Source organism: Flavobacterium hercynium, assembly GCF_002217285.1.
Taxonomy (GTDB): Bacteria; Bacteroidota; Bacteroidia; order Flavobacteriales; family Flavobacteriaceae; genus Flavobacterium; species Flavobacterium hercynium.
The window spans coordinates 79,368-94,648 of record NZ_MUGW01000002.1; the positions used below are offsets into that span (position 1 = coordinate 79,368).

At 34.0% G+C, this 15,281-nt stretch carries 15 protein-coding genes; 2 read left to right on the plus strand and 13 right to left on the minus strand.

What is annotated here, in order from left to right; genetic code table 11:
- Positions 1 to 4: 4 nt before the first annotated feature.
- The 13 genes from B0A66_RS00645 to mraZ form a co-directional block, all read right to left on the minus strand.
- Entirely contained in the window at positions 5 to 727 is a 723-nt protein-coding gene (locus tag B0A66_RS00645) for a cell division protein FtsQ/DivIB (protein WP_089047918.1), read from the minus strand.
- The gene (murC, locus tag B0A66_RS00650; RefSeq protein ID WP_089047919.1) at positions 714 to 2,063 is read right to left on the minus strand and encodes a UDP-N-acetylmuramate--L-alanine ligase; all 1,350 of its coding nucleotides are present in this window, start codon (positions 2,061 to 2,063) and stop codon (positions 714 to 716) included. Before murC ends, B0A66_RS00645 begins: the two co-directional genes overlap by 14 nt.
- A 155-nt stretch (positions 2,064 to 2,218) precedes the next feature.
- Positions 2,219 to 3,304 (minus strand): undecaprenyldiphospho-muramoylpentapeptide beta-N-acetylglucosaminyltransferase, encoded by a 1,086-nt coding sequence (murG, locus tag B0A66_RS00655; protein ID WP_089047920.1) that lies wholly within the window; start codon positions 3,302 to 3,304, stop codon positions 2,219 to 2,221.
- Positions 3,305 to 3,348: 44 nt separating this feature from the next.
- Entirely contained in the window at positions 3,349 to 4,677 is a 1,329-nt protein-coding gene (locus tag B0A66_RS00660) for an FtsW/RodA/SpoVE family cell cycle protein (protein WP_089047921.1), read from the minus strand.
- 51 nt (positions 4,678 to 4,728) lie between these two features.
- Entirely contained in the window at positions 4,729 to 5,049 is a 321-nt protein-coding gene (locus B0A66_RS00665; protein WP_244283369.1) for a four helix bundle protein, read from the minus strand.
- Between the two features lie 122 nt (positions 5,050 to 5,171).
- On the minus strand, positions 5,172 to 6,503 hold the full coding sequence (murD, locus tag B0A66_RS00670) for a UDP-N-acetylmuramoyl-L-alanine--D-glutamate ligase (RefSeq protein WP_089047923.1): 1,332 nt from the start codon (positions 6,501 to 6,503) through the stop codon (positions 5,172 to 5,174).
- 70 nt (positions 6,504 to 6,573) lie between these two features.
- Positions 6,574 to 6,924, minus strand: a complete 351-nt coding sequence (locus B0A66_RS00675) for a four helix bundle protein (protein WP_089047924.1) — start codon at positions 6,922 to 6,924, stop codon at positions 6,574 to 6,576.
- A gap of 44 nt (positions 6,925 to 6,968) precedes the next feature.
- Complete coding sequence (gene mraY, locus B0A66_RS00680) at positions 6,969 to 8,201, minus strand: phospho-N-acetylmuramoyl-pentapeptide-transferase (RefSeq protein WP_089047925.1); 1,233 nt, start codon at positions 8,199 to 8,201, stop codon at positions 6,969 to 6,971.
- 87 nt (positions 8,202 to 8,288) lie between these two features.
- Entirely contained in the window at positions 8,289 to 9,752 is a 1,464-nt protein-coding gene (locus B0A66_RS00685; protein WP_089047926.1) for a UDP-N-acetylmuramoyl-L-alanyl-D-glutamate--2,6-diaminopimelate ligase, read from the minus strand.
- A complete protein-coding gene (locus B0A66_RS00690; protein ID WP_089047927.1) occupies positions 9,749 to 11,755 on the minus strand; it encodes a penicillin-binding protein in 2,007 nt (668 codons plus the stop codon). The genes B0A66_RS00685 and B0A66_RS00690 overlap by 4 nt, the downstream gene beginning before the upstream one ends.
- Entirely contained in the window at positions 11,746 to 12,093 is a 348-nt protein-coding gene (locus tag B0A66_RS00695) for an FtsL-like putative cell division protein (RefSeq protein WP_089047928.1), read from the minus strand. The genes B0A66_RS00690 and B0A66_RS00695 overlap by 10 nt, the downstream gene beginning before the upstream one ends.
- Before the next feature lie 12 nt (positions 12,094 to 12,105).
- Positions 12,106 to 13,014, minus strand: a complete 909-nt coding sequence (gene rsmH, locus B0A66_RS00700) for a 16S rRNA (cytosine(1402)-N(4))-methyltransferase RsmH (protein ID WP_208862558.1) — start codon at positions 13,012 to 13,014, stop codon at positions 12,106 to 12,108.
- Positions 12,989 to 13,462 (minus strand): division/cell wall cluster transcriptional repressor MraZ, encoded by a 474-nt coding sequence (gene mraZ / locus B0A66_RS00705; RefSeq protein ID WP_089047929.1) that lies wholly within the window; start codon positions 13,460 to 13,462, stop codon positions 12,989 to 12,991. The genes rsmH and mraZ overlap by 26 nt, the downstream gene beginning before the upstream one ends.
- Positions 13,463 to 13,840: 378 nt before the next feature.
- Between mraZ and B0A66_RS00710 the strand changes: the two genes are divergently transcribed.
- Both B0A66_RS00710 and yihA read left to right on the plus strand, forming a co-directional pair.
- On the plus strand, positions 13,841 to 14,605 hold the full coding sequence (locus B0A66_RS00710; protein ID WP_089047930.1) for an alpha/beta fold hydrolase: 765 nt from the start codon (positions 13,841 to 13,843) through the stop codon (positions 14,603 to 14,605).
- Between the two features lie 42 nt (positions 14,606 to 14,647).
- Complete coding sequence (yihA, locus tag B0A66_RS00715; protein WP_089047931.1) at positions 14,648 to 15,268, plus strand: ribosome biogenesis GTP-binding protein YihA/YsxC; 621 nt, start codon at positions 14,648 to 14,650, stop codon at positions 15,266 to 15,268.
- Positions 15,269 to 15,281 lie beyond the last annotated feature (13 nt).

Genomic DNA, 15,281 nt, shown 5'->3' on the forward strand with positions numbered 1-15,281 from the left:
TCTACTATTTTGTGCAAACTACTTGTTCCGTAAACCTAAGATCAATCTTACTGTATTTATATAACGAACTATCTAAAACTGCTTTTTGAAAAAACGCTTTATAGTTTCTAAATTTTGTATCTACATTCATTGTTCTGCCAAAATCAATGAAGTAATTATAGTTTCTATTAAACAATTTTAAGCTACCATTAGGCATAATTTGGATTGCAATGATGTTTTTTTTCAAAAACGCATCGTCATAAATTGTGCGAAATAGGGTAGCTAATTCTTCGTTATTTTTTTTATTTATTGTTCCTGAAACCATAGGAACTCTCGCGGTAAAATTGTCTGATAAAGGCATTTTATTTCCTTCATAGTCAATATAAAAAGAGTTAACACCATCATAAACTCTCGCTATTGGTGTCTTCTGTTTTACTACCGCTTTTAGAACACCGTCGATACTTACAAAAACGTCTGATTTTTCAATCATGTCTTGCGTGTCAAGGGTTTTCTCAATTTTGTTCAAATCTACTTCATCTTTTCGGATACTAGAAGCATTTTTTTTATTTTCTATCAACAATTTATTAACTGTCTCAGGCTTAATAAACAACGTATTTTCTCCTACAAAAACTACGGTAGATTTCTTTAATTTTCTATCCCCATTTCGATGCTGAGCGAACGAATACAAGAAAAGTACAAGCCCAAAAATGAGAATTAATCGAATGTTTGTCCAATTAAATAGTTTCATTTAGCATTTTTTTGATTGACGGAACCATTTCACCAATATCACCAGCTCCTATTGTTACAATTATTGGCGCATCACTGGCTTGGATAGACGCTAATAAATCATTTTTTGCAACAATTCTTTTGTTCGAATTTGTCATTTTTTCTAACAACCATTCTGATGTTACTCCTTCCATTGGCAATTCACGTGCCGGGTAGATATCCATCAAAAACACTTCATCAAAATTTGACAAACTTTCAGCAAATCCATCCGCAAAATCTCTTGTTCTGCTAAACAAGTGCGGCTGAAAAATTGCCAATACTTTACGATTCGGATACAACTCACGAACTGCCTGATGTACCGCATTTATTTCTGTTGGATGATGTGCGTAATCATCTATATAAACTAACTTATCTGATTTTATCTGATACGAAAAACGTCTTCTGATTCCGTTAAAAGAAGCAATTGCTTTTGCAATTGCCGCTGTAGATGTTCCGTAGGTTTTGGCCATTGCAATAGCCATTAACCCGTTCATTAAATTATGTTTCCCAGGCAATCCAAAGTGTAAATCTTTCATGATTTCTGTTGGCGTCTGTACATCAAAAATATAGCTTCCGTCTTCTATTCTAATGTTGAAAGCTTTATACACAGCGTCCTCATTTACAGCACATTGAACACCTTCCAAAGGCAACTCTTTTGTTATAAAAAGCTTAGACTTATCTACTACTTTCGAAGCAAATTCTACAAATGAAGCTTCAATTGCATCACTTGTTCCATAAATATCCAAATGATCTGCATCCATTGAAGTTATACAGGCAATATTGGGATGTAAATGCAAAAACGAACGATCAAATTCATCTGCTTCAACAACGGTTACTGTTTTTCCGTTACCAATTAAGTTTGAATTGTAATTCTCTACAATTCCACCCACAAAAGCAGTAACATCGGCTCCACTTTCATATAAAATATGACCTAAAATACTCGATGTGGTTGTTTTACCATGTGTTCCTGCAACAGCAAACGAAAACGTATCTTTTGTGATTATTCCCAGTACTTCAGCACGCTTTTTTACTTCGTAATGTCTTTCGATAAAGTAATTCCATTCTGAGTGTGTCATAGGTACAGCTGGTGTAAAAATGACCAATGTATTTTCTACAAAATAATCTTTTGGAATTAAATTTATATTGTCTTCAAAATGAATATCAATACCACTTTCAATTAATTCCGTCGTTAGCATTGATGGCGTCTTATCATAACCCGATACCTGTTTCCCGATATATTTAAAATAGCGGGCCAGAGCACTCATACCTATGCCTCCAATACCTATGAAATAAACGTTTTGTATTTGATTTAAATTCATTTTAATTTTATTTTTTGAGCTATTTACGGGTTACTTTATTTTATAAAAAACTAGTAATTAAGCCTTTGTAATTTTCTTATTTTAATAACTCAAAACGTCTAAAAATAACGTTCTGTCAGTTGTCTTGTGTTGTATAATTTTCGTAAAAAGTTACATTATAACAACTTTTTAATTTCTGTGACTATCACTTTTGTCGCATTGGGCATGGCCAGTTTTTTAATATTCTCACTCAATTGCTTCTGTTTTCCTTCGTCTTTTAATAGCGATTCAAAAACAATAGCAAACTGACTGTCTAATTCTGACTCTTTCAACAAAATAGCTCCCTTTTCATCTACAATTGCCTGTGCATTTTTTGTTTGATGGTCTTCGGCAACATTTGGCGACGGAATAAAAATTACAGGTTTTCCAACAATACATAATTCCGAAACTGATGATGCTCCTGCACGCGAAATGATTACATCTGCCGCAGCGTACACAAAATCCATTCTTTCAATAAAATCAACCACTTTTACATTCAGCTGATTGTGTTTTTTATACTCTTCAAAATATAATTTTCCGCATTGCCAGATTACCTGAACATCTTGCGACAAGATATTTTTTAATTCTTTTTCTATTAATTGATTTACTCTTCTTGCTCCTAAACTTCCGCCCAGGATTAAAAGCGTTTTCTTTGTAGTATCTAATCCGTAAAAAGCAATCGCTTCTTCTCTTTTACTATCGATATCAATTAAATCCTGACGTACCGGATTTCCTGTCAAAACTATTTTTTCTTTTGGGAAAAAGCGTCCTAAATTTTCATAGGCCACACAAATAGCATTGGCTTTTTTACTCAATAATTTATTGGTAATTCCCGGAAATGAGTTTTGCTCCTGAATAACGGTTGGTATTCCTGCTGCTCCTGCTGCCTGCAATAAAGGACCACTGGCAAAACCACCAGTTCCAATAACTACATTGGGCTTGAATTGTTTTATGATTTTTCTGGATTCTAATAAACTCGTGGCTAGTTTTAAAGGAAACATCATGTTTTGCAATGTTAACTTTCTTTGTAAACCAGCAATCCAAAGTCCTTTTATTTCATAACCAGCTTGTGGTACTTTTTGCATTTCCATTTTATCTTTGGCGCCTACAAAAAGAAATTCAGCATCAGGAAATTGCAACTTTAATTCGTTCGCAATCGCAATCGCAGGATAAATGTGTCCTCCTGTTCCTCCACCGCTTAGTATGAATTTATACTTTGTCATATTTTTAAAAAGTTATACCGTTTTAAAAACTATTCTGTTTTAGTTTATTTATTTAATACTGCATTCATTGGATTTTTAGAATTATCTTCAATCGAATACATTTGCTCTTCTAATTGGTAGGTTTCTTTGTTTTCGCTTTCATTACGAACCAAATCATCTTCTCCCAGTTCTTTATCTATTAATCGCTGAAGTGCTTCTTTTCTTCTTTCTTTTTCTTTTTGCTCTTCAACAATTTCTTCGTCTTTTTTAGTTACACTAATTATAATTCCGAGAGAAAAGCAGGTCATCCAAATCGAACTACCTCCACTACTTATCAGTGGTAATGTTTGTCCTGTTACGGGCAACAGCTCTACGGCAACCGCCATATTAATCATGGCCTGAAATATCATCGGAAAACCGAGACCGACTACTACTAATTTTCCAAATAATGTATTGGCTTTGTGGGATGCTATTACAAATCGGAACAACAACAATAAGTACAAAACCAAAATAGCTACTCCGCCTACAAGTCCGTATTCTTCTACTACGATCGCGTAAATAAAATCGGAAGAGGATTGTGGTAAAAAGTTCTTCTGAACACTTTTCCCGGGACCTAAACCTCCTAATCTCCCTGAGGCAATTGCAATTTTTGCTTTTTCTATCTGATAATCGTCTTCGTCCGGTTTGTCTGTTGTAAAATTCTCAATACGACTTCCCCATGTTCCTACCCTGCTAAAGAATCTTGATTCCGGAAATGCTTTTGCCAGTAAAAGAAAAAACATCAACATTGCAATACCTGACCCTATGATAAAGGCTATGTATTTCATCGGATATTTTCCAATAAAGGTTAACATCATTACCATTGCAAAAATCAACGCTGTGGTCGAAAAGTTGGCTGGTAAAATCAATGCCAATGTGATAAAAACCGGAATCCAAAGCTCTACTAACGAGGTTTGAAAAGGTTCGTTCTCTTCTTTGGTTTTAGACAAATAACGAGCCACATATATAAACAATACTATAGAAGCCAAGGTCGAAGTCTGAAACGTGATTCCAATAAAAGGAACCTGAATCCAACGACTTGCATTTGCTCCCGCAATTACAGTTCCTTTTAGCAACGTATACAACAACAAAATCCAAACTACAGGCAATGCAATTTTTGAAATCGCTCTGAAATAATGATACGGAACTTTATGTACCCAATAAATAATCATGAAACCGATACAGATATGAGCCAAATGTTTTACTAAATAACCTAATGTATTTCCGGTACCATGACCGATATAAGCCAAATTACTACTCGCACTAAAAACTGGCATAAACGAAAACAGCGCTAATAAAGCCACGAATGACCATATTACTCTATCTCCTTTTAGTTTGTTTACGAGTTGCTTCATAATTTTAGATTTCTGATTTTAGATTTTAGATTGTTTTTAAAATCTTCGATTTTATTTTTTATTATTAATTCTATTGTTTACTGTTTTTAAACTGCTTACGAAAATGGCCGTTAACTCATTTCCTTCTTTCCAAATTCTTTCTAATTCAGATTTAGCAATCCACATTTTTTCATTTATAATTTCTAGCCAAAACAAAGTTTCATCAGCTTCCTCTAAAACTATATTCATTTTGGCAACAAATTCTTTGTCGCTTCTTGCTCTACAAGCTGCTCTGTAATTCGCACCTACAGATGTTCCACTTCGCACAACTTGATTTGCTACTACCTTTACTACGTATGTTGCTGGTAATTTTTCAGCTAAATCAATTATCATTAAAGAGAACTTTTTCGTTCTCACCTTCATTTCATCCGTCGTCATAATCCTAAGAACCTACATTACCTTTTTGAATTCAGAACTTAGAAAACAATCTAAAATCTAAAATCAGAAATCTAAAATTACAAGTTCTGTACTGCTTGTTTAAATTGTTTTCCTCTGTCTTCGTAGCTTTCGAATAAATCGAAACTTGCGCAGGCAGGAGACAATAAAACAGTATCGCCTTTTTCTGTTAAACGTTGTGCTGTTTTTACAGCATCGCTCATATTATTTACTTCAACCATCATGTCAACCACGTTTCCAAAAGCGTCAATAATTTTATGATTATCAACTCCTAAGCAAATAATTGCTTTTACTTTTTCGCGAACCAATGACATCAATTCGTTGTAATCATTTCCTTTATCAACACCTCCTACGATCCAAACGGTTGGAGCAGTCATACTATCTAAAGCAAAAAACGTAGCGTTTACATTGGTTGCTTTTGAATCGTTGATGTATTGTACATTCTGAATTTTTAATACTTTTTCTAATCGGTGTTCAACACCTTGAAAATTCGATAAACTTTCGCGAATTGTTGCATTTCTAATCTGCATCAACTTTGCTACCGAGCTTGCTGCCATTGCGTTTTTAATATTATGTTTTCCTTCTAACGCAATGTGTTCTGTGTCCATTGTAAACTCTTCTTGGTTGATCTTTATTTCCATTTTGTTGTTATTTATAGAAGCCCCTTCACCGAATTCTTTAGTCAATGAAAAAGGAATTAATTTTGCTTTTGTTGTATTATTTTTCAACCATTCTCCGATTGCTTCATCATCTGCATCGTAAATCAGATAATCTGTTTCGGTTTGATTCATCGTTATTCTAAATTTTGAATCAATATAATTTTGATATTTATATTCGTATCGGTCTAAATGATCCGGACTAATATTGGTAATAATTGCAATATCCGGTCTGTATTCTTCTATTCCGTCAAGCTGAAAACTACTGAGTTCTAAAACATAGGCATCGAATTTATTCTCGGCAACCTGCCAGGCAAAACTTTTTCCGATGTTTCCTCCTAATCCAACATTTAATCCTGCTGATTTCAGTAAATGATGTGTCAGCAATGTTGTTGTTGTTTTACCATTACTTCCTGTAATTCCAATTGTTAAAGCCTCTGTAAAAGGTTTTGCAAATTCTATTTCAGAAATAACTTTAACTCCAGCTTCCTTTAGTTTTTTTACGATAGGAGATTTATCTGGAATCCCCGGACTTTTCATGACGATATCGGCATTTAAGATCAGGTCTTCAGAGTGTGTTTCTTCTTCCCACGCAATTCCGTTAATAATAAGAACTTCTTTGTAACTCTCCTTTATCTTTCCAAAATCCGATACAAATACATCGTATCCTTTTTTCTTTCCCAGAATAGCGGTACCGACACCACTTTCTCCTCCTCCTAAAACAACTAATCTCATACTCTATGTCAATTAAAAATTGAGAATTAAAAATTAAAAATCTTTTCCAATCAGGCTTTTAATCAAATTCCTATTTTCCTTTTAGGGTTATTATAATTTTTGCTAATATTCTGCAAATTTCATCAGCCTCACTAAAGAGACTTTCAAATTCACTTACAGAGATATAATCTGTTGCTTTTAATAATTTCAACCAATAAATTGTTTCTCTCGCTTCTTTATATGAAATCTCAAGTTTAAACAGAAACTCTTTATCAGAACGTCCTCCAATTGACTCTTCTATATTTGCTCCAATTGAAGTTCCACATCTTAAAATCTGTTTACTCAAAACAAACTCTTTCTTTTTAGTGGTTAGATATTTATATAAATTAATTATTCTAACCGCGAACAGAAATGATTTATCCTGAACAACATTTTCTTTCATTCCTATGAACTTTTAATTTTTAATTCTCAATTTTTAATTGATCATTATCTCAGTTTCAAAGTAACGATTGATAAAATAGCTAACATGATCGCAACAATCCAGAATCTGGTTACAATTTTACTTTCATGATATCCCTTTTTTTGATAATGATGATGTAATGGAGACATTAGAAAAACCCTGCGTCCTTCACCAAATCGTTTTTTTGTATATTTAAAATACGCTACCTGAATAATTACGGAAGCACTTTCGGCAAGGAAAATTCCACAGAAGAAAACAATCAATATTTCTTTACGAACTGCAATCGCCAAAACAGCAATGATTCCACCAATAGTCAAACTTCCTGTGTCTCCCATAAAAACCGATGCGGGAAAAGAATTGTACCAGAGAAATCCTATCAGCGCACCGACAAAGGCCGATATAAAGACCGTCATCTCCCCGGAGTTGGGTATGTACATGATGTTTAGATAATTGGAAAAAATAATATTTCCCGAAACAAATGTAAATATCCCGAGGGCAAGCACTGATATTGCCGAAGTTCCTGCAGCAAGACCGTCTATACCATCTGTTAAATTAGCTCCATTTGAAACTGCCGTGATGATAAAAATAACAACCGGAATAAAAATTAACCAAGCCCATTTTTCATATCCTTCACCAGTCCATGCTAAAAGTTCTGCGTAATCAAATTCGTTATCTTTTATGAAAGGTATTGTTGTAGCTGTCGATTTTTCTTCAACAGGAGCCGGTAAAACAACTGCTGTAGAACTCACGCTTTTATAAATATCGATTTTTCCGGTATCAGTTCTTACGGTTACGGCTGGATTGAAATACAAAACTGATCCCACGATAATCCCTAAACCAACTTGTCCAATAACTTTAAAAATTCCTTTTAATCCTTGTTTGTCTTTTTTGAATATTTTAATGTAATCATCAACAAAACCAATGATCCCCATCCACAATGTCGTTACAATCAATAATACGATGTAAATATTGTGCAAACGAGCAAATAACAAAACGGGCACTAATGTGGCGAAAATGATAATCAGTCCTCCCATTGTTGGCGTTCCTGCTTTTTCATTTTGACCTGCAAGACCTAGCTCACGAACTGTTTCACCCACTTGTTGATTGCGCAAAAAATTAATGATTCGTTTTCCGTAAATCGTTGACAGAAGAAGCGAAAGCATAAAAGCTAATGCAGATCTAAAAGTGATGTACTGAAAAACTCCAGTTCCCGGAACATCTAATGTTTTATCTAAATATTCAAATAAATAGTATAGCATATATCTTTGTTTATTTGTTTTATCGTTGTTTTGTTAATTGTTCGTTTGATAATTATCTGATTATGAAAACCACCTAACTTTTAAACTTTACTTTCCTAATTGATTTAAAATTTCTTTTACTGTTTCCATATCATCGAAATGACTGCGAACACCTTTTATTTCCTGATAGGTTTCATGACCTTTACCGGCAATTAATATAATGTCACTAGGCTGAGCTAATTGACAAGCTGTTTTAATGGCTTGCTTTCTATCGGTTATTCTCAGCATTTTTTTATAATTATGCGCTTCAATTCCTTTTTCCATTTCATCTAAAATCACTTCAGGATCTTCATTTCTTGGATTATCAGATGTTAAAATGGCTTTATCACTTAAATCAGCTGCAATTTTTGCCATGATCGGACGCTTGGTTGTATCTCTGTTTCCTCCGCATCCTACAACGGTTATGAGCTGCTCGTTTTTTGTTCTGATATCAGCAATTGTTTTAAGTACATTTTCAAGAGCATCCGGTGTATGTGCATAATCGACAATTGCCGTCACATTCCCTTCTGAAACAATATATTGAAAACGCCCCGAAACACTTTCTAAATCAGATAATAAACGCAAGGCTTCCAGACTATCCATTCCTAGTTCTATTGCTGTTCCGTAAATAGCTAAAACATTATAAGCATTAAAAGTTCCTATTAGTTTTACCCAAACTTCATTGTCATTTACTTTTAGCAATAAACCTGATAATTGGCTTTCTAAAATTTGAGCTTTAAAATCAGCGTACGATTTTAAGGCGTAAGTCAATTTTCTTGCAACTGTATTTTGCAGCATCACAGGTCCGTTTTTATCATCAATATTTGATAAAGCAAAAGCTGTTTTTGGCAATGAATCAAAAAATGATTTTTTTACATCTCTGTATTCTGCAAAAGTTGGATGATAATCTAAATGATCGTGTGAAAGATTCGTAAAAATTCCACCCACAAAATGCAAGGCTTCTGTTCTCTTTTGGTGAATTCCGTGTGAACTCACTTCCATAAAACAATGTGTTACTCCCGCTTCGATCATTTCATTTAAATAATGATTGATTGTCAGCGAATCCGGAGTAGTATGTGTTGCTTTGTATTCTGTTTCATCTACCATGATTTTTACAGTTGATAATAAACCAACTTTAAATCCAGCTTTTTGAAACAACTGAAACAATAATGATGCAATCGTTGTTTTTCCGTTAGTACCGGTTACCCCAACTAATTTTAATTTTTCCGAAGGATTTTCAAAATAATTAGCCGCCATAAAAGCCAATGCTGTATTGGTATCTTTTACTTTGATGTAGGTAATTCCTTTTGCAGGATTCTCCGGCAATTCATCGCAAATGATTGCCACAGCACCTAACTGAATTGCTTTTTCTATATAATCATGACCATCAGAAAGTGATCCGCGGATTGCCACAAAAACATCATTCTCTTCAATTTTTCTTGAATCGAAATCAATTTTATGTATAGCAATTTCAGTCGAACCTGTTACCGATTCAATGGCTACTTTGTATAATATGTCTTTCAGTATTTTCACGATAATTCTAATACTATTGTTGTGTTTTTACTAATATTTTCTCCAGCTTCTAACGACTGTTTTTTTACTTTCCCTACTCCATTTACTTTTACTTTTAAACCCAGATTCTCAAGTAAAGCAATAGCATCCATTCCCGGCATTCCTTTTAAATTCGGAATTTGCTTTGTTTTCTTTTCCGCTTTAGCGTAATATTCGTTATAACTATTTTCCTGTTTCGGAATTTTTGTATCTAACTCTTTAATTTTATTTGTTGATGGTGCGTCCGTAAATATTTTTTGCGCAATTCTTTTAAAAACCGGCCCTGCAACGTCTGCTCCGTAATAATTATTTCGTGCTGTATTCGGTTTATGAACGACTACAATACAAGAATATTTAGGATGATCTGCGGGAAAATAACCTACGAATGAAGAAGCATAATACATTCCTTCTCTTCCTGCTTTACCATAATTCACCATCGCTGTTCCTGTTTTTCCTGCCATAGAAAAATCTTTTGAATACAACTTAGATCCTGTTCCTTTTTTAACCACATTCAGCAAAACTGCTTTTACCTTTTTTAAGGTTTCCGGCGAACATACCTGCGGATTCATTACTTCGACATCAAACTTTTTAATGGTTTTATTCCACTCTTTAATTTCGGAAACAAATTGTGGTCTCACCATTACTCCATTATTGGCAACAGAATTGTATAATGTTAGCGTTTGCATTGGTGTAACCGAAACGCCATAACCAAATGCCATCCACGGAAGTGAAACTCCTGACCAGTTTTTATCGCCCGGATGCGGAATAATTGCTCTTCCTTCTCCTTTAAAATGAAGTCCCAGCGTTTTATGCAATCCAAAACCCCTAATATGATCTACAAATTTTGAAGGATTGTTTTTATAATTTTCATAAACAGCCTGAACCATTACTGTATTTGATGAAAGCTCGAATCCGCGTGCTAACGAAACTTTTCCGTAACCTCCTATATGCGAATCGCGAACGGAACGTCCGTAATATTTAACTACTCCACCTTTACTGTCATAAACAGTACTTGTATCTGCTACTTTATCTTCTAAAATCGCCATTAAATCGACTAATTTAAAAGTAGATCCCGGCTCATGAGATTCTGCTATTGCATAATTTGTGGTTTCATAATACGATCCGTCTTCTGCTCTTCCTAAATTCGAAATTGCTTTTACATGACCTGTTTCTGTTTCCATTACCACTACACAACCATGATCTGCTTCGTAGCTTTCTAATTGTTTTAATAGCGCGTGGTGCGCGATATCCTGAATAAAAACATCTATTGTTGAAATTACATCATAACCGTCCTGCGGATCAACTTCATTGACATCACGAATAGGCTTCCACTGTCCTTTTGCTATTTTTTGCTTCAGAATGTTTCCGTCTTTTCCATTCAGATAACTCTTAAATGCCCACTCAATTCCTTTTCCGACTTCTACTCCTGTTGAAGGGTCAATTCTGTCATAACCAATGGTTCTTTCTGCAATTTTTCCGATCGGGTGTTTTCTGATGGTTTCCTGCTCGATTATAATACCACCTTTAAAAGCTCCAAGATTAAATAGTGGAAATCCTTTAATTTTCACATATTCTGTATAACTCAGATTACGGGCAATTAGATAGTAGCGGTTTTTATTTTCTCTGGCTTTTCTTAATTCTTTTTCAAAATAACTACCTGATTTTCCTAAGACCGTTACTAGTGAATCTGATAATGCTTTAACATGTTTTTCAAAAGTTTCTGTTTTCGGTGCTTTGGCATCAAACCTAATCTCATAATTAGGAATTGAGGTTGCCAATAAACTTCCGTCAGCAGAATAAATATTTCCTTTGTTTGCCGGGATTACGAAATTTCTAACGGTACGCTGTTTCGCCAGTTTTCTGTAATGATCACCTTCAACCCATTGAATATTGGTTAACTTAACAACAATAGCAATTGCCATCAAAAAGATGAAAACTGCTACGAGGTAAATTCTGTAGGATATATGTTTATCGTCTACTGCCATATTCTTTTAAAGAAACTTTTTTCTTCTTCTTTTTTAATTTCTATTTTAACCGGAGGTACCGTTGATGGGAAAATTTGCTTTTCGAGCATTTTATCCGATATGGTAGACTCCATTTTTAACTTCATTAATTCTGATCTTCGATCTACAAATTCTGAGCGCAATTCTTTTACCTCATTATTTAACTTTGCAATTTCAAAAACCTTTTGTTCGTATCGCTGTGTATTTGCAATCATTATTATTGCAAGCAGAATTATAAAAACAATGAATCGCCAGTTTTTTACTGCATCATCGTTTAACAGAAATCTTGCTTTTAATATGCTAAATACTCCACCTTTCATCTTACCTATTAATTATATCTTTTCTGCAATCCTTAATTTAGCGCTTCTTGCTCTGTTGTTGATTTTGATTTCAGCGTCATCCGGAATAATTAATTTTCCGATGGTTTTAAAGGGAACTGAAAAATTTCCGTAAAAATCTCGTTCCGGTTCTCCTTCAAACATTCCGTTTTTTATAAATCTTTTTACCAATCTGTCTTCTAAAGAATGATAAGAGATCACTGATAATCTTCCGCCCGGGTTTAAAATTTCTAACGACTGCTCAATAAATTCTTTTAAAACATCCATTTCCTGATTGACCTCAATACGTATTGCCTGATAAATCTGAGCTAATACTTTATTTCGAATTCTCTCCGGTAAAAATTTCGCCAGAACGTCTTTTAATTCATCTGTAGTTTTAATTAACCTTTGCTCTCTTGCTTCTACAATTGATCTTGCTAAAAGCGGTGCATTCTTTAATTCTCCATAATCATAAAAAACACGACGTAAATCCTGTTCGTCATATTCATTTACTACCCGATAGGCATTTAAATCATTTTTTTGACTCATTCTCATATCCAGTCCCGCATCAAAACGGGTAGAAAAACCTCTTTCCGGCACATCAAACTGATGCGATGAAACACCTAAATCTGCTAAAATTCCATCTACTCCTTTAACACCGTGAAAACGTAAAAACCTTTTTATAAATCTAAAGTTCTCATTGATTAAAGTAAATCTTTCGTCCGGCAATGCATTTGCAAGAGCATCCTCATCCTGATCGAAAGCAAATAATTTTCCGTTTGGTCCCAGTCTCTTCAAAATTTCTTTTGAATGTCCACCGCCACCAAACGTAACATCTACATAAATTCCATCAGGCTTAATATTTAAGCCATCTACTGTAGAATGAAGTAAAACCGGATTATGATATTCCATTGTCGTCGTCATTAATATTTCCCATTACTTCTTCGGCCAGATCTGCAAAATCCATATCTTCGCCGCTTATTGATTTTTCATATAAATCTTTATCCCAAATCTCAACAATATTAACCGCAGATGAAAAAACCACATCTTTGGCAATACCTGAAAATGCTACCAAATCCTTTGGAATCAATAATCTTCCTAATGCATCAATCTCTACCACTTTTACTCCGGCGGTAAATCTTCTGATAAAATCGTTGTTCTTTTTTACAAAGCGATTTAGCTTATTGATTTTCTGCATCATGAGATCCCATTCGTCCATTGGATACAACTCTAAACATTGTTGAAAGACAGAGCGCTTCAAAACAAATCCGTTTTGAAGTGATGAAGCCAATTGCTTTTTTAAAGGGGCTGGTATCATTAGCCTGCCTTTAGCATCGACTTTACACTCGTATGTTCCAACAATTGTGTTCAAGAAAAATGTATTAGCATGTTACACAGCAAAAATATAAAAAATATTACCACTAATTACCACTAATTACCACTTTGTTAATAAGTTTAACCACTTTTAGAGCACCTTCATTAATTCATAGATTATCAATACTTTAGATATTAATTATCCAAAAAACATTATTGTTTAAGTATTGCGAAAAATACACAGTCATTCTCTTAAAAAATTGCAGATTACGCAAACAATTTAACATTTTCCGAATACTCCAAAAAAGACATTAAAAGCTGATTTTTAACCACTTATAAGTTCTACTAAAATAATCTAGTTAAAAAACGGTATCAAAAATTCATTTTTATTTATTAAACCCTATATTTGTCCAAAATGAAATTGGCATTAAATTAAATGGACAAGAACTACAAAAAAGAAGGCAAATACAGCTATTATGAAGCTGGAGAAGGAACTCCTATCGTTATTTTACATGGCTTAATGGGAGGCCTAAGTAACTTTGATGCTGTAGCGGAATATTTCCCCACGAAAGGATACAAAGTTGTTATTCCAGATTTGCCAATCTACACGCAGAGTATCTTAAAAACGAACGTAAAAAGTTTTGCAAAATATGTAAAGGATTTTATCACTTTTAAAGGATTTGATAAGGTTATTTTATTAGGCAATTCTTTAGGCGGTCATATAGCGCTTTACCACACCAAATTATATCCTGAAAAAGTAGCAGGTCTTGTAATTACAGGTAGTTCAGGACTTTATGAAAGCGCAATGGGAGACAGCTATCCAAAAAGAGGCGATTACGAATACATCAGAAAGAAAGCTGAAGATGTATTTTATGACCCAAAAATAGCAACTCCGGAACTTATCGACGAAGTTTATGCCACGGTTAATGACCGTATCAAACTAATCAAAACTTTAACGATTGCTAAAAGTGCAATTCGACATAATATGGCAAAAGATTTACCTAAAATGACTGCAGAAACCTGCATTATCTGGGGAAAAAACGATGCTGTAACTCCTCCGAATGTTGCGGAAGAATTCAATAATTTATTGCCTAATTCCACTTTATACTGGATAGACAAATGTGGACACGCTGCTATGATGGAGCACCCTCAGGAATTTAATGTAATTCTTGAAGAATGGCTTACTAAAAAGAATTTATAGCACTTAACTTTCGATTTCAAGGAGGTTTTAAAAACAAAACAAATGAAAATTACAACCGCCGAATTTATTATCAGTAATTCTGAAGTTGCAAAATGTCCTCAGGATTTTTTGCCGGAATATGCTTTTATCGGACGATCAAACGTAGGTAAGTCTTCGTTAATTAACATGCTTACCAATCATAAAAACCTAGCTAAGACATCTGGAAGACCCGGAAAAACACAATTAATCAATCACTTTAAGATTAATAACAATTGGTTTTTGGTCGATTTACCAGGTTACGGATATGCTAAAGTATCAAAAAAAACTAAATCTGTTTTTCAACAGTTTATTACTGATTATTTTGAAACCAGAGAACAACTTGTTTGTGCTTTTGTTTTAATCGATATTCGTCATGAGGCTCAAACTATCGATATTGAATTCATGTCTTATATGGGAGAAAGTGAAATTCCGTTTTGCATTATTTTCACTAAAGCCGATAAAATCAGTAAAACTAAAATAGATTCTCATATTGCTGCCTACAAGAAAAAAATGTACGCCAACAACTGGGAAGAAATGCCGCATTACTTTGTGACTTCTGCAACCGAATCAACAGGTAAAGAAGAAGTGCTAAGCTATATTGATGACGTAAATCAGGAAGTTTTTAAAAACAATAGCCAATTTTAGGATTTTGGTTGAT

Bases quoted from the DNA above. Each gene is read 5' to 3' on its own strand.
- B0A66_RS00645 (WP_089047918.1), bottom strand. From the start codon at position 727: ATGAAACTATTTAATTGGACAAACATTCGATTAATTCTCATTTTTGGG.
- murC (WP_089047919.1), bottom strand. From the start codon at position 2,063: ATGAATTTAAATCAAATACAAAACGTTTATTTCATAGGTATTGGAGGC.
- murG (WP_089047920.1), bottom strand. From the start codon at position 3,304: ATGACAAAGTATAAATTCATACTAAGCGGTGGAGGAACAGGAGGACAC.
- B0A66_RS00660 (WP_089047921.1), bottom strand. From the start codon at position 4,677: ATGAAGCAACTCGTAAACAAACTAAAAGGAGATAGAGTAATATGGTCA.
- B0A66_RS00665 (WP_244283369.1), bottom strand. From the start codon at position 5,049: ATGATAATTGATTTAGCTGAAAAATTACCAGCAACATACGTAGTAAAG.
- murD (WP_089047923.1), bottom strand. From the start codon at position 6,503: ATGAGATTAGTTGTTTTAGGAGGAGGAGAAAGTGGTGTCGGTACCGCT.
- B0A66_RS00675 (WP_089047924.1), bottom strand. From the start codon at position 6,924: ATGAAAGAAAATGTTGTTCAGGATAAATCATTTCTGTTCGCGGTTAGA.
- mraY (WP_089047925.1), bottom strand. From the start codon at position 8,201: ATGCTATACTATTTATTTGAATATTTAGATAAAACATTAGATGTTCCG.
- B0A66_RS00690 (WP_089047927.1), bottom strand. From the start codon at position 11,755: ATGGCAGTAGACGATAAACATATATCCTACAGAATTTACCTCGTAGCA.
- B0A66_RS00695 (WP_089047928.1), bottom strand. From the start codon at position 12,093: ATGAAAGGTGGAGTATTTAGCATATTAAAAGCAAGATTTCTGTTAAAC.
- rsmH (WP_208862558.1), bottom strand. From the start codon at position 13,014: ATGACGACGACAATGGAATATCATAATCCGGTTTTACTTCATTCTACA.
- B0A66_RS00710 (WP_089047930.1), top strand. From the start codon at position 13,841: ATGGACAAGAACTACAAAAAAGAAGGCAAATACAGCTATTATGAAGCT.
- yihA (WP_089047931.1), top strand. From the start codon at position 14,648: ATGAAAATTACAACCGCCGAATTTATTATCAGTAATTCTGAAGTTGCA.